The 18,248-nt window shown below is 72.4% G+C and carries 13 protein-coding genes and 1 tRNA gene; 1 reads left to right on the forward strand and 13 read right to left on the reverse strand.

The window, feature by feature from the left end:
• Positions 1 to 79 precede the first annotated feature (79 nt).
• The 9 genes from rpmE to ACZ7KX_RS14815 all read right to left on the reverse strand — a co-directional run bounded on the left by rpmE (position 80) and on the right by ACZ7KX_RS14815 (position 11,952).
• The gene (rpmE, locus tag ACZ7KX_RS14775) at positions 80 to 301 is read right to left on the reverse strand and encodes a 50S ribosomal protein L31 (RefSeq protein WP_030057539.1); all 222 of its coding nucleotides are present in this window, start codon (positions 299 to 301) and stop codon (positions 80 to 82) included.
• 137 nt (positions 302 to 438) lie between these two features.
• Positions 439 to 1,572, reverse strand: coding sequence for an LCP family protein (locus tag ACZ7KX_RS14780; RefSeq protein ID WP_470326772.1), 1,134 nt, complete (start codon positions 1,570 to 1,572; stop codon positions 439 to 441).
• Between the two features lie 140 nt (positions 1,573 to 1,712).
• Positions 1,713 to 3,815: a transcription termination factor Rho gene (gene rho / locus ACZ7KX_RS14785; RefSeq protein ID WP_470326773.1), complete on the reverse strand. Its 2,103-nt coding sequence runs from the start codon at positions 3,813 to 3,815 to the stop codon at positions 1,713 to 1,715.
• A gap of 590 nt (positions 3,816 to 4,405) precedes the next feature.
• Positions 4,406 to 5,344 (reverse strand): homoserine kinase, encoded by a 939-nt coding sequence (thrB, locus tag ACZ7KX_RS14790; RefSeq protein ID WP_350522929.1) that lies wholly within the window; start codon positions 5,342 to 5,344, stop codon positions 4,406 to 4,408.
• Between the two features lie 364 nt (positions 5,345 to 5,708).
• Positions 5,709 to 6,809 carry a threonine synthase gene (gene thrC, locus ACZ7KX_RS14795; RefSeq protein ID WP_470326774.1) on the reverse strand — a complete coding sequence of 367 codons (1,101 nt, stop codon included), beginning with the start codon at positions 6,807 to 6,809 and terminating at the stop codon, positions 5,709 to 5,711.
• A 9-nt stretch (positions 6,810 to 6,818) separates the two neighbouring features.
• Positions 6,819 to 8,111, reverse strand: coding sequence for a homoserine dehydrogenase (locus tag ACZ7KX_RS14800; RefSeq protein WP_350522931.1), 1,293 nt, complete (start codon positions 8,109 to 8,111; stop codon positions 6,819 to 6,821).
• A gap of 137 nt (positions 8,112 to 8,248) precedes the next feature.
• Positions 8,249 to 9,640: a diaminopimelate decarboxylase gene (gene lysA / locus ACZ7KX_RS14805; RefSeq protein ID WP_470326775.1), complete on the reverse strand. Its 1,392-nt coding sequence runs from the start codon at positions 9,638 to 9,640 to the stop codon at positions 8,249 to 8,251.
• 91 nt (positions 9,641 to 9,731) lie between these two features.
• Positions 9,732 to 11,393 (reverse strand): arginine--tRNA ligase, encoded by a 1,662-nt coding sequence (gene argS, locus ACZ7KX_RS14810; protein ID WP_350522933.1) that lies wholly within the window; start codon positions 11,391 to 11,393, stop codon positions 9,732 to 9,734.
• Positions 11,394 to 11,487: 94 nt separating this feature from the next.
• Complete coding sequence (locus ACZ7KX_RS14815; protein ID WP_470326963.1) at positions 11,488 to 11,952, reverse strand: response regulator; 465 nt, start codon at positions 11,950 to 11,952, stop codon at positions 11,488 to 11,490.
• 192 nt (positions 11,953 to 12,144) lie between these two features.
• Here ACZ7KX_RS14815 and ACZ7KX_RS14820 point away from each other — a divergent pair.
• Positions 12,145 to 12,216: transfer RNA gene (locus ACZ7KX_RS14820), tRNA-Arg, on the forward strand.
• 134 nt (positions 12,217 to 12,350) lie between these two features.
• Here the strand turns inward: ACZ7KX_RS14820 and ACZ7KX_RS14825 are convergent.
• The 4 genes from ACZ7KX_RS14825 to ACZ7KX_RS14840 all read right to left on the reverse strand — a co-directional run bounded on the left by ACZ7KX_RS14825 (position 12,351) and on the right by ACZ7KX_RS14840 (position 18,120).
• Positions 12,351 to 13,337: a trypsin-like serine peptidase gene (locus tag ACZ7KX_RS14825; protein ID WP_470326776.1), complete on the reverse strand. Its 987-nt coding sequence runs from the start codon at positions 13,335 to 13,337 to the stop codon at positions 12,351 to 12,353.
• A 136-nt stretch (positions 13,338 to 13,473) separates the two neighbouring features.
• Positions 13,474 to 14,394 carry a carbohydrate kinase family protein gene (locus ACZ7KX_RS14830; RefSeq protein ID WP_470326964.1) on the reverse strand — a complete coding sequence of 307 codons (921 nt, stop codon included), beginning with the start codon at positions 14,392 to 14,394 and terminating at the stop codon, positions 13,474 to 13,476.
• 141 nt (positions 14,395 to 14,535) lie between these two features.
• Positions 14,536 to 16,122: an MFS transporter gene (locus ACZ7KX_RS14835; protein WP_470326965.1), complete on the reverse strand. Its 1,587-nt coding sequence runs from the start codon at positions 16,120 to 16,122 to the stop codon at positions 14,536 to 14,538.
• A 291-nt stretch (positions 16,123 to 16,413) separates the two neighbouring features.
• Complete coding sequence (locus ACZ7KX_RS14840) at positions 16,414 to 18,120, reverse strand: DUF885 domain-containing protein (RefSeq protein ID WP_470326777.1); 1,707 nt, start codon at positions 18,118 to 18,120, stop codon at positions 16,414 to 16,416.
• Between the last annotated feature and the right edge of the window lie 128 nt (positions 18,121 to 18,248).

Here is an 18,248-nt window from a genome sequence, read left to right on the forward strand (position 1 = left end):
GGGGGGACGCGAACGGCGCCGGTCCCCGGCGCCCCCGACAACGAGTACGGGGGCGCCGGGAACCGGCGCCGAGTGAGCGCTAGGCCTTCGCGCTGTGCTGCTTGCCGAAGCGGGCCTCGAAGCGGGCCACGCGGCCACCGGTGTCGAGGATCTTCTGCTTGCCGGTGTAGAACGGGTGGCACTGCGAGCAGACCTCGGCGCGGATCTCGCCACTGGTCTCGGTCGAGCGGGTGGTGAACTCGGCACCGCAGGTGCAGGTCACGCGGGTGACCACGTACTCGGGGTGAACGTTGGGCTTCAAGGGGTTCTCCTAGGTTTCGGGAGGGCACCGGGTCGGCGGCTGGAGTGCCGCACGTGAACCGGGACCGACGGACCAGTCTGCCAGGACGGGCCGCATCTTCCCAAACCGGGTCGCGTTCCGGGATATTCCGGGCCCGCTCAGTGCGTGGCGCCGGCCTTCGCGGTCGCCTTCCCCGCGGCCCGCCCGGGGGTCGACGGGGCGGCCGCGGAGGCCGTGGGAGCCGCCTGGGCGGGGTTCTCCGGCTGCGCGGAGACGACCGCCTGCGGGAGCTCCCGGTCGGCCTTGAGCGCCGCCCAGAGCTGGTCGGCCTGCGGCTGCAGCTCGACCACCCGGTTCGGGTCGCCGGGGGCGGTCTGCACCGGCAGGGTCACCATGCCGAGCTGGTCCGGCCCGATCCCCTTGAGCTCCTGGAAGAGCCCCACCAGGGCGTTCACCGAGCCGAGCGCGGAGTCCGTGGTGATGCTCCTGGTCATGGTGTCGCCGATCGACCACAGCTTGACCGGGTCGGTGAACAGCCCCGCCCCGCCGGCCTGCCGGAGCAGCGACTTCACCATCTGCTTCTGCAGCTCGATCCGGCCGAGGTCGCTGCCGTCGCCGACGCCGTGCCGGGTGCGGACGAAGGCGAGCGCCTGCTGACCGTCCAGGTGGTGCTGCCCGGGCGGCAGGTCGAGCCCGCTGTCCTTGTCGTGGATGGCCACCGTGGTGGTCACGGTGGCCCCGCCTATCGCGTCCACGACCCGGGCGAAGCCGGCGAAGTCGATCTGCAGGTAGTGGTCCATCCGGAGCCCGGTGAGCTGCTCGGTGGTCTTGACCGCGCAGGCCGCGCCGCCGGTCTCGAAGGCGCTGTTGTACATCGCGCGCTTGGCGCCGGGCACGGCCGTGCCGTTCGCGCCGGTGCAGTCGGGGCGGGCCACCAGGGTGTCGCGCGGTATCGAGACGATCTGCGCGCGCGAGTGGTCCTGGTTGACGTGCACCACCATCGCGGTGTCCGAGCGGGCGGTGTCGCCGGTGTCGCCGCCGGCCAGGTCGCCGTTCTCGCCGCTGCGCGAGTCGGAGCCCAGCACCAGGACGTTGAAGGACCCGTCGGTGGCGGCCGGCGGCCGGGCGTCGCCGAGGCGGCCGTCGATGTCGACGCTCTTGATGTTGCCGTTGAGCTTCACGTACGCGTAGACGGCCGCGCCGGTGCCGAGGACGACGAGCGCGACGAACGCACAGGCAGCCGTCCGCAGGACCTTGCGGCGGCGACTCGGGACCCTCTTGTGCTCGGCCATACGGTCCAGAATAAATCGGACAACATGATCCAAAGGGCCTCAATTGTCCCGACTCTGGAACAACCCGGGTGCGAACGCACGGAACCCCGGACCGCTCGCGCGATCCGGGGTTCCGTGCTTCGACAGCCGTCCGGCTACGGTCAGTCGCCGGAGCCGGGGGTGGTCTTGGCGATCTGCATCAGGAACTCGGCGTTGCTCTTGGTCTGCTTCATCTTGTCCAGGAGCAGCTCGATCGCCTGCTGCGAGTCGAGCGCGTGCAGCACCCGGCGGAGCTTCCAGACGATGGCCAACTCCTCGTTCCCGAGCAGGATCTCCTCCTTGCGGGTGCTGGAGGCGTCCACGTCGACGGCCGGGAAGATGCGCTTGTCCGAGAGCTTCCGGTCGAGCTTGAGCTCCATGTTGCCGGTGCCCTTGAACTCCTCGAAGATCACCTCGTCCATGCGCGAGCCGGTCTCGACCAGCGCGGTGGCCAGGATGGTCAGCGAGCCGCCGTTCTCGATGTTGCGCGCGGCACCGAAGAACTTCTTCGGCGGGTAGAGCGCGGTCGAGTCGACACCACCGGACAGGATGCGGCCGGAGGCCGGCGCCGCCAGGTTGTAGGCACGGCCCAGGCGGGTGATCGAGTCCAGCAGGATGACCACGTCGTGGCCCAGCTCCACCAGGCGCTTGGCGCGCTCGATGGCCAGCTCGGCGACGGTGGTGTGGTCCTCCGCCGGGCGGTCGAAGGTCGAGGAGATGACCTCGCCCTTCACCGACCGCTGCATGTCGGTGACCTCTTCCGGACGCTCGTCGACCAGGACGACCATCAGGTGGCACTCGGGGTTGTTGTGGGTGATCGCGTTGGCGACCGCCTGCAGCACCATCGTCTTGCCGGTCTTCGGCGGCGCGACGATCAGACCGCGCTGGCCCTTGCCGATCGGCGACACGAGGTCGATGATGCGGGTGGTCAGCACGCCCGGGTCGGTCTCCAGGCGCAGCCGCTCCTGCGGGTAGAGCGGGGTGAGCTTGTTGAACTCGGGGCGGCCGCGGCCGCTCTCCGGGTCCATGCCGTTGACGGAGTCCAGCCGCACCATGGCGTTGAACTTCTCGCGGCGCTCGCCGTCCCGCGGCTGGCGCACCGCACCGGTGATGGCGTCACCCTTGCGCAGGCCGTTCTTGCGGACCTGGGCGAGCGAGACGTAGACGTCGTTCTGGCCCGGCAGGTAGCCGGAGGTGCGCACGAACGCGTAGTTGTCGAGGATGTCGAGGATGCCCGCGACCGGGATCAGGACGTCGTCCTCGCCGATCTGCGGCTCGGCCGGGCCGGCCTCGAAGCCGTCGCGGCCACGACGGCCCCGGCGGTCGCGGTAACGGCCACGACGGCCGCGACGGCCCTCGCCGAACTCGTCGTCGTCGTAACCGCCCTGGCCCTGCTGGACCTGCGGCTGCTGGGCCTGCTGGCCCTGGCGGCCCTGCTGGTCGCCCTGGCCGCTGCCCGGCTGCTGGGTCTGCTGACCCTGGCGGTCGGCGCGCTCGCGGCGGTTGCGGCGGTCGCGACGCGACTCGCGCGCCTCGCCGTCCTGGGCCTCGCCGGCCTCCGGGCGCTCGGTGCGCTCGGTGCGCTCGCCTCCCTCGCGGCGGTCACGGCGCTCGCGGCGGTCGCGACGGCTCTCGCGGCCGTCCTCGCGGCCCTCGAAGCCGCGGGTCTCGGCCGGGCGGGCCTCGGCCTGCTTCGGCTCGGCGACCGCGACGGTGGCGGCCTCGGCCGCGGCCTCGGCGGCCGGGGCGACGGGCGCGCCGGCGGCCGAGGTGGCCCGGCGGCGGGTGCGCTCGGCACGGGCCGGCGCGGCGGTCTCGGCGGCGGCCTGGACCGGGATCTCGATCTGGGCCTGCGGCTCGGCGGCGGCCGGGGCCTCGGCGGCGGCCTTGGCGGCGGCGGCCTTGGTGCGGCGGGCCGGCTTCTCGGCCGGGGCCTCGGCGTCCGCCTTGGCGGCGGTGCGCTTCGCGGCGGCCGGGGCGCCACCGGCGGCGAGCAGCGGGTCCCCGCCGCTCTTCTCCTTGATGGTCTCGATCAGCTGGCTCTTGCGCATGCGTCCGGTACCGGTGATGCCAAGGTCCGCGGCGAGCTTCTGCAGCTCGGCCAGGACCATGCCGTCCAGGCCCGCGGCGGCACTGCGGCGGCGCCGCGCCGGGGCAGCGGGGGCGGCTGCGTCCGACGCGTCGGCGTCCGGGCGCGCGCCCATCAGATCGGTGGAGTCGCTCACTAAGGGTCCTTCCCTGGAGCGGACGTCGGCCTGTCTGGCTCGGCGACCGGTTGTGCTGTCCTGACCAACGCTCGACTGCGTCGGTCCGAGGCGGTGATCCCTCGAATGGCGGGAGCCCGTCGAGGGAGAGCTGCGAGGTGCGGTGCTTGAAGCACGGTGGTGCTGAGTGGCGCGGTGGGCCGGTCGTGTGTCGACCTCCCCTGAGGGCGTAACCCCCACGCTCCCTGCGAATCCCGGGCCCCCGTCGCGTGACGGTGGCCCGCGCTCCGCCCGTCCTGGCCTCTTAGGTGGGAGGCCGCGGGTGGGAGTCAGGTGCCGTCACGGCTTCGGGATGCGGCCGCATGTCGCGCAGGCAGGCTGCGTACGCGCTGCGGTGGGCTCCCGGAGAATCGTCGCCCCGTGCATCGCCGGGACTCCACGGCAGTGGAGTGCTGGGATCGGGACGCGGCGCACCGAGCCCCGGAGGGCACCTGGTGCAGCAATGAGGTTAACACTACCGACCCCCTCAGACATTCCCCAGCCTTGCGCTTGCCAATCGTGTCCGGCCCGGCCCGCTCGACGCGGGCCGGTGCCGGGCCCGTACGGGCTGCTCAGACGTCCAGCGGGAGCACGACGGCCCCGGCGCGGTCGACGTCCAGCCGGTGCGCGGCGAACGCCGGGTCTCCGCCGTGGCCGTGGTGCCCGGCGAAGGAGAGCACCTTGTCGGCGCCCGCCTCGTCGGTGAGCGCGAGGACGGTCGGGCCGGCCCCGGAGATGACCGCGGGGATGCCCTCCGCGCGCAGCGCGCCGACCAGGCCGGCGCTGTCCGGCATGGCCGAGGCGCGGTAGTCCTGGTGCAGCCGGTCCTCGGTGGCGGCGAAGAGCAGCTCGGGGCGCCTGGTCAGCGCCTCCACCAGCAGCGCGGAGCGGCCGGCGTTGACCGCGGCGTCGGCCAGCGGGACGGTCTTCGGCAGCAGGCCGCGGGCGGTCTCGGTGAGCACCTCGCCGGCCGGGACGAACACCACCGGGACGACCTGCTCGGCGGGCTCCAGGGCGACGGCCTTGGCGCACTCGTCGTCGGTCCAGGCGATGGTGAAGTTGCCGCGCAGGCAGGCCGCGACGTTGTCCGGGTGGCCCTCCAGCTCGGAGGCGAGGGCCAGCAGCGCGTCGTCGTCCAGTGCGGACGGCCCCCCGATGGTGACCGCGCGGGCGGCCACGATCCCGGCGCAGATGGCGGCGGAGGAGGAACCGAGGCCCCGGCCGTGCGGTATCCGGTTGGCGCAGACCACTTCGAGGCCGCGCGGCTGGCCGCCGAGCCGGTCGAACGCGGCGCGCATCGAACGGACCAGCAGGTGGCGCTCGTCGCGCGGCAGCGTCTCGGCACCCTCGCCGGCGATGTCGACGGACAGGCCGGAGTCGGCGACCCGGACGACCACGTCGTCGTACAGACCCAGCGCGAGTCCGAAGGCGTCGAAGCCCGGGCCGAGGTTGGCGCTGGTCGCGGGAACCCGGACGCGGACGGCGGCGGCACGGAACGCAGGACCGGCCATGCGGTGGACTCTCCTGGGGAAATCGGGCGGCGCGGAGCGCGTCGTCGGTGCGAAGGTGGGGGAACGGGCCGCAGGCCCTTCGGGGCGGGCGGCCGCAGTCGTCGGCGCGGCCCGGACGGTACCGGGCCCGGGGCATGTGCCACACGGCCGGACCCAGAGTATCGAAGAGAGGTTCCCGAGCGGTACACCCCGTGGGCCTTCGATCTGGTGTGTTGCCGGTTGTGGCCGGAATGCACACCCCACTCCGTCAAAGAGCGGGGCGAAAACACCTCGGAATGCACAGCGGAATTGACACAAAAGTGTCAGCGGAGAACTTTGACGGGCCGACCCCCGAAAGGGTCGGCCCGTCGAAGCGTCGGACCCGTTACCGGTCGAGCAGGCCGAGGCTCCGGGCCGCGGTCTCCGGGTCGACCGGGACGACCTGCGGCTGCGGCGCGCCGGCCACCGCCCAGTCGGGGTCCTTGAGGCCGTTGCCGGTCACGGTGCAGACGATCCGCTGGCCCGGGTCGACCAGGCCGGCCTCCGCCTTGGCCAGCAGGCCGGCCACCGAGGCGGCCGAGGCGGGCTCCACGAAGACGCCCTCCTGCGAGGCCAACAGTCGGTAGGCGGACAGGATCTGACGGTCCGTCACCTTGTCGATGAGGCCACCGGACTCGTCCCGCGCGGCGAGCGCGAAGTCCCAGGAGGCCGGGTTGCCGATGCGGATCGCGGTGGCGATGGTCTGCGGTTTGAGCACCGGCGCGCCGTCCACGATCGGGGCCGAGCCGGCTGCCTGGAAGCCCCACATCCGCGGGGTGCGGGAGGAGAGGCCGTCCGCGGCGTATTCGCGGTAACCCTTCCAGTACGCGGTGATGTTGCCCGCGTTGCCGACCGGCAGGACGTGGATGTCCGGGGCGTCGCCGAGCATGTCGACGATCTCGAAGGCCGCGGTCTTCTGGCCCTCGATCCGCACCGGGTTCACCGAGTTGACCAGGGCCACCGGGTACTTCTCGGACAGTTCACGCGCAAGGGTGAGGCAGTCGTCGAAGTTCCCGTCGACCTGCAGGATCTTCGCGCCGTGCACCAGCGCCTGGCCCATCTTGCCGAGGGCGATCTTGCCCTGCGGGACGAGCACGGCGGAGACCATCCCGGCCCGCACCGCGTACGCGGCGGCGGAGGCCGAGGTGTTGCCGGTGGACGCACAGATGACGGCCTGTGCGCCCTCCTCCTTGGCCTTGGAGATGGCCATCGTCATCCCGCGGTCCTTGAAGGACCCGGTCGGGTTGGCGCCCTCGACCTTGAGGTAGACCTCGCAGCCGGTGCGCTCGGAGAGCACCTGGGCGGGGACCAGGGGCGTGCCGCCCTCCAGCAGGGTGACCACCGGGGTGGCCGCGGTGACCGGCAGGCGGTCCCGGTACTCCTCGATCAGGCCGCGCCACTGGTGGGTGTGCGCGCCTCGGACGACGTTCTCGGCAACGGCGTTCATGGCAGTTCCTTATTCCCCTTCGACCCGCATGATGCTGGCCACGTCCCGCACGCTGTCCAGCGCACGGAGCTTGTCGACCGTCGCCGACAGCGCGGCGTCGGTGGCACGGTGGGTGACCACGACGAGCGAGGCGTCGCCGTCGCGGCCCTGCTGGCGCACGGTGTCGATGGAGACGCCGTGCTCGGCGAAGACGGACGCCACCTGGGCGAGCACACCCGCACGGTCGTCCACGTCCAGGCTGACGTGGTAGCGGGTGACGACCTCGTCCATCGGCTTGGCCGGCAGCTGCGTGTACACGGAGTCACCGGGGCCGGTGGCGCCGGCCAGCTTGTTGCGGCAGACCGCGACCAGGTCGCCCAGCACCGCGGAGGCGGTCGGCGAGCCGCCCGCGCCCGGGCCGTAGAACATCAGCCGGCCGGCCGCCTCGGCCTCGACGAACACCGCGTTGTACGCCTCGCGGACGGAGGCCAGCGGGTGCGAGAGCGGGATCATCGCCGGGTGGACGCGCGCGGTGACGGACTCGCCGTGGGCCGCCCGCTCGCAGATCGCGAGCAGCTTGACCACGCAGCCCATCTCCTTGGCCGAGGCGATGTCGGCCGCGGTCACCTCGGTGATGCCCTCGCGGTAGACGTCCGCGGCGGTGACCTTGGTGTGGAAGGCGATGCCGGCCAGGATCGCGGCCTTGGCGGCGGCGTCGAAGCCCTCGACGTCGGCCGTCGGGTCGGCCTCGGCGTAGCCCAGCGCGGTGGCCTCCTCCAGCGCCTCCGAGTAGCCGGCGCCGGTGGTGTCCATCTTGTCGAGGATGAAGTTGGTGGTGCCGTTGACGATGCCCAGCACCCGGTTGACCTTGTCGCCCGCGAGGGACTCGCGCAGCGGGCGCAGCAGCGGGATCGCGCCCGCCACCGCGGCCTCGTAGTACAGGTCCACCCCGGCCGCGGCGGCCGCGGTGTGCAGTTCGGCGCCGTCCTGGGCGAGCAGGGCCTTGTTGGCGCTGACCACCGAGGCGCCGTGCTTGAACGCCGCCAGGATGTGCTGTTTGGCCGGCTCGATGCCGCCCACCACCTCGACCACGACGTCGATGTCGCCCCGGTTGATCAGGGCCTCGGCGTCGGTGGTGATGAGGTGCTCGGGCACACCGGGGCGGGCCCGGCCGGCCCGGCGGACCGCGATCCCGGCCAGCTCGACCGGGGCACCGATGCGAGCGGCGAGGTCGTCGGCCGTCGTCGTCATGATGCGCGCCACCTCGGAGCCCACCACACCACAACCCAGCAACGCCACCTTCAGCGGGCGCGTACGCATCATCCGACTCCGCTCTGCATTCATCGTGCTTCGGTATTTCCGGCGGTTTTCCTGCGCCGCCGGGAACTTCGGTCCGTACCAGTCTCCGGGACTTTCCGTACGGATCTACGGTCGTTCCATGATCTGAGACAAGGATTTCGTCATCCGATATCCAGGCGCAGGAGATCTTCCTCCGTCTCGCGCCGGACGATCACCCGCGCCGCACCGTCCTTGACGGCCACCACGGGAGGCCTGAGGGCGTGGTTGTAGTTGCTCGCCATCGAGCGGCAGTAGGCGCCGGTGGCCGGCACCGCGATCAGGTCGCCCGCGGCCAGGTCGGACGGCAGGAAGGCGTCCCGCACGACGATGTCGCCGGACTCGCAGTGCTTGCCGACCACCCTGACCAGCATCGGCTCGGCGTCGCTGGTGCGCGACACCAGGGCCACCGAGTACTCGGCGTCGTACAGCGCGGTGCGGATGTTGTCGGACATCCCGCCGTCCACGCTGACGTAGGTGCGCAGGCCCGGCAGCTCCTTGACGGTGCCGACCTCGTACAGCGTGAACGCCGTCGGGCCGACGATCGCCCGGCCCGGCTCCACGCACAGCCGCGGGGCGTTCAGGTTCGCGGCGGCGCACTCGCGGCGGACGATGTCGGCCAGCGCGGCCGCGATCTCGGCCGGCTCGCGCGGGTCGTCGTCGCTGGTGTACGCGATGCCGAGGCCGCCGCCGAGGTCGATCTCGGGCAGCTCGACGCCGTGCTCGTCGCGGATCTGCGCCAGCAGGCCGACCACCCGGCGGGCGGCGACCTCGAAGCCCGCCGTGTCGAAGATCTGCGAGCCGATGTGCGAGTGGATGCCGCGCAGCTCCAGGCTGTCGTGGCCGAGCACCCGGCGCACCGCCTCGGCGGCCGCTCCCCCGGTCAGCGACAGACCGAACTTCTGGTCCTCGTGCGCCGTGGCGATGAACTCGTGGGTGTGCGCCTCGACGCCGACGGTGATCCGGATCAGCACCTGCTGGCGCACGCCCTGGCGGGCGGCGATCGCGGCGAGCCGCTCGATCTCCTCGTACGAGTCGACCACGATGTGGCCGACGCCGGTCTTCACCGCGTGTTCGAGCTCGTCCACCGACTTGTTGTTGCCGTGCAGCGCGATCCGCGCCGGCGGCATCCCGGCGGCCAGCGCCACCGCCAACTCGCCCGCGCTGCACACGTCGAGGTTGAGGCCCTCCTCGTGCAGCCAGCGCACGACGGCCTTGGAGAGGAACGCCTTGCCGGCGTAGTAGACGTCCGCGTCGGTGCCGAAGGCGTCCCGCCAGGCGCGCGCCCGGGAGCGGAAGTCCTCCTCGTCCAGCAGGTACGCCGGGGTGCCGAACTCGGCCGCCAGCTGCTTGACGTCGATCCCGCCGACGGTGGCCACGCCCTCGGCGTCGCGGGTGACGGTGCGCGACCAGACCTTCGGGTCGAGCGCGTTGAGGTCGGCGGGCGGGGCCTGGTAGTGGCCCTCGGGCAGGACGTCCCCGTGACGGGGGCCTGCCGGGTGTGCGGAACGACTCATGCTGCTTCGTCCTTCGAGAGACCTATGGCGAGGGGCGGCGACGGTCCCCGTTGACCGTCAGCCGCCCCCGCTCTGCGCTTGGGGGTGGTGCCTACATCCGCTCGGGCGCCGTCACGCCCAGGAGCGTGAGGCCGTTGGCCATGACCGTGCGCGTGGCCTCGACCAGCCAGAGCCGGGCCCGGTGCGTGTCGTTGAGCTCCTCGTCGCCCTTGGGCAGGAACATGCAGTTCTCGTACAGGCGGTGGTACTTGCCCGCGAGGTCCTCCAGGTAGCGCGCGACCCGGTGCGGCTCGCGCAGCTCGCCGGCCGTGGCGAGGATGCGCGGGAACTCGCCGAGGGCGCCGAGGATGTCGCTCTCCCACTCGGTCGCGAGCAGCTCGGGTTTGAACTGCTCGGCCGTGCCCTTGTCCACGCCCAGCTCGGCGGCCTTGCGCGCCACGCCGCACATCCGGGTGTGGGCGTACTGGACGTAGTAGACCGGGTTCTCGTTGGTCTGGCTGGTGAGGACGTTGATGTCCAGCGTGATCGTCGAGTCCGTGGAGGAGCGCGCCAGGGTGTAGCGGGCGGCGTCCACGCCGATCCACTCGACCACGTCGTCGATCGTGATGATGTTGCCCGCACGCTTGGACATGCGGACCTCTTCGCCGTCGCGAAGCATCTTCACGAACTGGCCGATCTTCACCTCGATGTTGTGGTTCATGTCGTCGCCCGCGCAGGCCGAGATGGCCTTGAGGCGGTTGACGTAGCCGTGGTGGTCGGCGCCCAGCATGTAGAGCGCGACCTCGGCGCCGCGGTCCCGCTTGGACAGGTAGTACGCGGCGTCGGCGGCGAAGTAGGTCTTGTCGCCGTCGGCCTTGATCAGGACGCGGTCCTTGTCGTCGCCGAAGTCGGTGGTGCGCAGGAAGACCGCACCGTCCTGCTCGAAGACGTGGCCCTGCTCGCGCAGCCGCTCGATGGCCTTCTCGACGGCGCCCGAGTCGTGCAGCGTCTTCTCCGAGAACCACACGTCGAAGTGGGTGCCGAACTCGTCCATCGAGCGCTTGATCTCGGCCACCATGAGCTTGAGGCCCTCGGTGCGGAAGACCTCCAGCTGCTCGGCCTCGGACAGGTCGAGCACGCCCGGGATCGCGTCGGTCAGCGCCTTGGCGATGTCGACGATGTACTCGCCGACGTACCCGCCCTCGGGCACCTCGCGGCCGTTCGCGGCGGCCTGCAGCGAGGCGGCGAACTTGGTGATCTGCACACCGGCGTCGTTGAGGTAGTACTCGGTGGTGACGTCGGCTCCGGAGGCCCGCAGCACGCGCGCCATCGAGTCGCCGACGGCGGCCCAGCGGACGCCGCCGATGTGGATCGGGCCGGTCGGGTTGGCGGAGACGAACTCCAGGTTGATCTTCAGGCCGTTCAGGGCGTCGTTGCGGCCGTAGGCCTCGCCCGCCTCGACGACGGTGCGCGCGAGCGCGCCGGCGGTGGCGGTGTCCAGGGTGATGTTCAGGAAGCCCGGACCGGCGATGTCGACCGCGGAGACGCCGGTGATCCCTCGCAGGCGCTCGGCCAGGACCTCGGCAACGGCTCGCGGCGGCTTGCCGGCCGCCTTGGCGAGCTGGAGGGCCACGTTGGTCGCGTAGTCGCCGTGGTCCCTGTTCTTGGGCCGCTCGACCGTCACGTGCTCGGGCACGGCGACGGCCAGCTCGCCCGCCTCGACGGCGGTGCTCACTGCGGCCTGGATTGCCTGGGAAAGGTCTGCGGGGGTCACGACGCCAAGCGTAGGCGAGACGGGGTACCCGCCCGCCACTCGGTTTACCGGTTGAGACGCCCGGAGGCGCCGACGCGCCGTCCGCCCCGGGGTCTCAGCCGCGATCGGTCCGCTCCGTTCGCTCAGGGCGAAATTCGCGGGACCGTGCGCCGAACCGCCCGTCGGGCCGGGCTTCGAACTCGCCGCCGTCCGCGCCGAGCAGCACCAGACGGCGGACCATGGCCACCAGGTCGGCCGGGTCGAAGGGCTTGCCGAGGTAGCCGTCGACGCCGGCCGCCTCCCCCAGGTCCAGGTCCGCCGGGGTGCAGGCGCTCACGATCGCGATCGGCAGTCGGCTGGTGTCCGGTGTCGCGCGCAGCCGGGCCGCCGTCCGCAGGCCGTCCAGCCGCGGCATCATCACGTCCAGCGTCACCACGTCCGGCTTCACCCGGCGGACGACCTCCAGGCATTCGGCGCCGTCGGCGGCGGTCACCACCTCGAAGCCCTCAAGCTCCAGGTTGACCCTGATCAGCTGGCGGATCACCTCGCTGTCGTCCACCACGAGGACCCGCCCGGACACTCCCGACACCTCACCGAGGGTATCCGCGGCCCCGCCGCCCCGTCCGGCCTTTGGACACTTCCGCTCCCCCGGCCACCCGGCCGCGCCCCGCCCGCCGCCCCGACGATCTTCCGGGAAACCCGTGCACGGACCACGGCCCCGGCCTGGTAGTGTTCTCCACGTCGGAAGCGCGAGCGGCCGACAGGCCAGTAGGCCCCCGTAGCTCAGGGGATAGAGCACCGCCCTCCGGAGGCGGGTGCGTAGGTTCGAATCCTACCGGGGGCACTTCGCAGGAAGTGCAACAGAGGCCCAGATCAGTGGAGTTGATCCACGGATCTGGGCCTTCGTCATGTCCGGGCCGCGCGGCTCCGGGCCCTGCCGCTCCGGCCCGCCCGGGTGGTGCGGGCGGGCCGGAGCGGTCAGGACTCGGCGGACTCGACCTGGCTGTAGAGCGTCGCGATGGTGTGGTCGAAGTAGGCGCTGTAGGAGACGTCGTCGGTGTCGCCGCCCTGCTGGTAGCCGCCGATGGCGCCGACCACGTCGCCCGTGGCGGTGTTGATCCAGGGGCCGCCGCTGGTGCCCGCCGGGTAGGACGGGCAGTCGATGACCCGCTCGTAGGTGCTCTTCCGGTCGGTCGTGTTGGTGCACAGCTCGGGCGTCTCGGAGTCGGCGGGGTAGCCGTAGAGGCGGACGGTCGAGCCGAAGGGCTCGTCGGCGCCCAGGCGGTTGCCGCCGACCACGTCCTCGACCTTGCGACCGTTGCTCGGGGCGGTCTCCAGGATCGCGAAGTCCTCGTCCACGTCGCCCTTCTGGGACCAGCCGGTGGTGGTGTGGACCGCGGTGACCCGCCAGGTGCCGTACGGGGCGGAGCCGTCGCGGTAGCCGGGGGCGAAGGTGACGCCGTCGGTGCTGTCGAGGCAGTGCGCGGCGGTCAGCAGCAGGTTCCCGGTGGCGCTGTGCAGCACGCTGGCGGTGCAGAAGTGGTTGCCGGCCTCCACCGAGCCGCTGAACAGCGCGCCGACGGTGGCGGTTTCGCGGATGTCGGCGGAGGCGGCCGCGGTCTTCCCGAGGACGGCGCCGCGGGTGTCGGGGGTGGCGGCCGCGGCGGCCGTCGGGCTGTCGCCGGGGGTGGGGGTGGCGGTGGCCGCGGGCGGATCGGCCGGGGCCGGGGTGTCGGTCGGCGTGGGGGCGGCGACCGGGGCGGGCAGCGCGTCCGCGGTGGTGGTCGGGGTGGGCGCGACGGCTGCGCGGGTGCTGCGCGCGGCCTTCCCGGCGGCCGTGGCGTCGGACAGGTCGAGGCCGTGCGTCCCGGCGACGACGGCGGCCACCACGACCGCGGACAGCGCGGTGAACAGGGAGGGAGCCAGCAGGCGGCGGCGTGACCTCGGGCGGCGGTGCTGACCCATGCCTGACTCTCCTGCCGGGTTCGGTGGCGGTGTTCGGTCAACGACTATGACGCCTCCGACTGGAAAGGTCGTTATCGGTGCCTTGGAGGTCGATGAGAAATCCGTCACTCGGGCGCCTGCGGCCGCCGCCCCCGGGTCATCCGCCGTTCAGCACCGCGTCGAGCCCGGCCGCGTCGACGAAGGCGGTGTGCGTCCCGGCGGAGGTGCAGGCGAAGGCGCCGGCCGCCGAACCGGCCCGGGCGCAGTCCAGCGGCGGGCGGTCCCGGAACCAGCCGTACAGGAAGCCGGTGACGAAGGCGTCGCCGGCACCGTTGGTGTCCACCACCGGGCGGCCCGGGTCGACGGCCGGCAGGTGGCGGAGCACGCCGTCCTCCCGGGTGAGCAGGTGGCAGCCCTCGGCGCCGGCGGTGGCGACGACCACCCGCGCGCGGCCCTCGGCGAGGATCGCGCGCATCACCTCCTCGTACCGGCCGCGGCAGCCCGCCACCGAGAGGAAGACCAAGTCGGAGTTGAGCGCGTAGTCGCGGTGGTGCGGGTCGGCGCCGTCCCAGTCGTGCAGGTCGGTGGAGGTGGTGCGGCCGAGCCGGTGCAGGTCGCCGTACATGTCCCGGTTGACGCCGGTGATGGAGAGGTGGACGTGCCGGCTGCGCTCGGCGTACGGCAGGTAGAAGTCGCGCGGCAGTCGCAGGTCGGCCGGGTGGCGGCCGTCGTAGAAGGAGAACCGGCGGCCCGCGGCGTCGACCAGGTTGACCCCGCGCGGGGTGCCGTGCGGACTCACCAGGTGCGCGAAGCGCAGGCCGTGGCGCTCGTAGGCGGCCCGGATCAGGGCGCCCTGCGGGTCGTCGCCGAGGAAGTCCAGGAAGGCGGTGCGCAGGCCGAGGTGGTGGGCGCCGAGGGCGACGCCGTTGCCGGTGTGGCCGACGTAGTCGTGCACCGGGCCGACGAACTGCGAGTCGCCGGGCGGGATCTCCAGCCGCTCGACCCGGACGACGGTGTCCACGCCGGCGCCGCCGACGACGAGCAGGTCGAACTCGGGCCGCGCGGGTCCGGACGGCACCGGCTCGGGAGCCGTGGTCGCGGACGGCACGGGCGCTGACGGCGTGGTCTCGGGCAGCACGGCGGCGCCTCCTTGATCCCTGGACGGTGGCCAGGAGTCAAGCAGGCGCCGGAGGTTGACTGCAAGACCTTGCTGCAAACGTCAATCGGCCGGTGGGCGCTCCACCCCCGCTTCGGAGCGGACCTCGCCGCCCGCCCGGACGTTGGCCCGGACGTCCGCCATGGCGGCCTCCCGGGGGCTCGGCCGGCCGTCCACGGCCCGCACGGCGGAGACCGCCGTGGCGCCCGCTCCCGTGCCGGCCTCGACGGCGCCGGTCCCGACGGCACCCGCCTCGACGGCAGCGCCCTCGACGGCGGTGGCCTCACCGGGCGCCGGCCGGTGGTCGATCATCAGGAAGGCGACCAGCGCGGCCAGCAACAGGATGCCCATCGCCACCCAGGTCGCGACCACGTACCCGTGCACCGCGCCCTGGGCCTGCACCGCCGGGTCGGAGGCGATCCGGGTGGCCAGGAAGGTCGCGGTGGCACTGGCCGCGATGGTGTTCAGCAGTGCCGTGCCGAAGGAACCGCCCACCTGCTGGGCCGAGTTGATGGTGGCCGAGGCCGCGCCGGCCTCGTTCGGGGCGACCCCGAGGGTGGCCAGGCTCATCGACGGCATGAACACCAGGCCCATGCCGAAGCCCAGCAGCAGCTCGGCGGGCAGCACCATGCCGGCCCACGGGCTGTCCACGTGCATCTGGGTCAGCCAGGCCATGCCGCCACCGGCGAGCAGCAGTCCCGGCGCGATCAGGTTCCGGGACGGCACCCTGGTCATCAGCCGGGCCGCGATCCCGGTCGAACTGATCACGATGGCGGCCGTCATGGGCAGGAACGAGAGGCCGGACACGATCGGCGAGAAGTGCTTGATGGCCTGCAGGTAGTAGGTCAGGAACAGGAACAGGCCGAACATGCCGACCATCGCCAGGCCGACCGACAGGGCGCCGCCACCGCGGTTGCGGTCGGCGATGATGTGCGTCGGCAGCAGCGCGTGCGGGGTGCGCTTCTCGACCAGGACGAACACCGCGAGCAGCGCCACGCCCAGGAACAGCGATCCCAGCACCAGCGCGTCACCCCAGCCCCGGGTGACGGCCTCGGAGGTGCCGAAGACGATCGCCAGCAGGCCGCCGCAGCCGAGCAGCGCCCCGGGCAGGTCCAGCTTGACCCGGTGCCCCTTGGCTACGTGGTCGCGCTGGAGCACGGAGAACGCGGCGAAGGCGGTGGCGATGGCGATCGGGGTGTTGACGAACAGGCACCAGCGCCAGTTCAGGTACTCGGTCAGCAGGCCACCGGCGATGAAGCCGATCGCGGCGCCGCCGCCGGCGATCGCACCGAAGATGCCGAAGGCCGTACTGCGTTCCTTCGGGTCGGAGAAGGTGGTGGAGAGCAGCCCCAGCGCGGAGGGGGCGAGCAGGGCACCGAACGCGCCCTGGAGGGCACGGGCGCCGAAGAGCATGGACGGGTCGGTCGCCGCGCCGCCGAGCGCGGAGGCGAGGGCGAAGCCCAGCAGACCGATGGTGAAGACGCGCTTGCGCCCGAAGAGGTCGCCCAGCCGTCCGCCGAGCAGCAGCAGACCGCCGAAGGCCAGCGTGTAGGCGGTGATCACCCACTGCCGGTCGGCGTCGGATATGCCCAGGTCCCGCTGGGCGGACGGCAGTGCGATGTTCACGATGGTGATGTCGAGGACGATCATGAGCTGGGCGACGGCGATGACGGCCAGCGCCCACCAGCGCCGGCTGTCCGCGTTCTCATGACCGATGGCAGGTTGCTCAGTCACGGTCGAGCCTTCCGGAGTGTGGCGGAGAGGTCACGCAGTCGCCTTCCAGCCAATACCCGGGTCCGACGGAATGGCAAGGAAAAACCTCACCAAATCAGACTTTTGGGACAAAAGAACCAGGAGCCTGGGACTTCGGGACGAGCCCCCGGGACCCCGGCCCGGTACGGCTCCCACACCCGTGCGCGCGGGAGCCGTACCGGCGGCCGACTAGAGCGCCGAGAGCTCGTCGACCAGGTCGTCCAGCCCCAGCGAGCCCTGCGACAGCGCCGCCATGTGCCAGGCCTTGAGGTCGAACTCCTCGCCGCGCGCCTCGTGCGCCGCCTTCGCCGCCGCCCGGCCGCGCAGCCAGGCGCGCTCGCCCAGCTTGTAGCCGATCGCCTGGCCGGGCATGCCCAGGTAGCGGACCAGCTCGCTGTCCAGGAAGTCGTCGGACAGACCGCAGTACTGCCCGAAGAACTCGCGGGCGTGCTCCGGGCTCACCGGCTCGCCCGGCTTGTACGGGGAGTCGGCCGGGAAGTCCAGGCCCGCGTGCATGCCGATGTCGACGATGACCCGCAGCGCCCGCATCATCTGCGCGTTGAGGTAGCCGAGACGCTGGCCCGGGTCGGTGAGGTAGCCGAGCTCGTCCATCAGGCGCTCGGCGTACAGCGCCCAGCCCTCCAGGTTGGCGCTGACCCCGCCGAGGCTCACCTGGTAGGTGGAGAGCCGGTCGGCGACGTAGTTCCACTGCGCGAGCTGCAGGTGGTGGCCCGGGACGCCCTCGTGGTACCAGATCGACACCAGGTCCCAGAGCGGGAAGCGCTCCCGGCCGAGCAGCGGCAGCCAGGTCCGCCCGGGCCGGTTGAAGTCCAGCGACGGCGGGGTGTAGTACGGCGCGGCGGCGCTGCCGGCCGGGGCGATCTTCGACTCGACCCGGGTGACCGGCTCGGCCAGGTCGAAGTGGGTGCCCTGGAGGTCCCGGATCGCCCGGTCCATCAGGCCCTGCAGGTGCTCCCGGATGCCCTCGGCGCCCTCGACGGCCGGGCCGTCGGTGCCCAGCCAGGTCATCGCCGCCATCGGGTCGGCGCCGGGGAGGACCTTCTCGGCCTCGACGCGCATCTGGGCCAGCAGGTCGTGGAACTCGGTCCAGGCCCAGGCGTACGCCTCGTCGAGGTCGAGGTCGGCGCCGGCCCAGTAGCGGACCCACCGGCGGTAGCGCTCGCGGCCCACCGCGTCCGGGGTGCCGGCCGCGGCCGGGCCGTAGACGTCGCGCAGCCAGTCGCGCAGCGCGGCCAGGCCCTCGGTGGCGGCCACCGCGTGCTCGGACAGCTCGGCGCGCAGGCCCTCCGGCGCGTCCTGGACGAACTGGCCGAACCAGCCCCCGGCAACTTCCCCGTCCAGCCACTCGCCGATCTGCCCGACCACCGTCTCCACCTGGCGCGGACCGGCGAGCAGTCCTCGCTCGACGCCCTCGGCCAGGGTCTGCCGGTACTGCTCCAGCGCGACCGGGACCTTCGCCAGCCGGCGGCCGACCACCTGCCACTCGGCCTCGGTGCCGGTGGCCATCAGGGTGAAGGACTCCCGCAGTTCGTGCACCGGGGAGGCCAGGTTGCGCACCGCGCGGAAGTTCTCGCCCGCCTCGTGGACCGCGAGTTCGGCGGTCAGCCGCTCGCGCAGCAGCCGGGCGCAGCGGCGCTCGGCCTCGTCCCCGGCGGCACCGGCCCGCTCGGCGTCGCCGAGCTGCGCCAGGGTGCGGCGGGCGAGGTCGGCGATCGCCTCGCGGCCGGCCGGGGAGAGGTCGGGCAGCCGGTCGTCCTCGGGGTTGAGGCCGAGGTAGACCGCGGTCAGCGGATCGAGTTCGGCCAGGGCACGGACGTACCCGTCCGCGATGCGGCGCGGGGTGGTGCCGTCGGCGGTGATCAGTTCTTCAACCATCCGGACATCATTTCGTGGCGCGGCCCGTTTGCAACCCCTTTGCCACCGGCTTCCATCGGCCCGGATGCGAGGACGACCCGCGGAAATCCGTTCGGCGGGACAGGATCCGATCGGTCCGACGCCCATTA

The organism is Kitasatospora sp. NPDC038210, assembly GCF_055600605.1.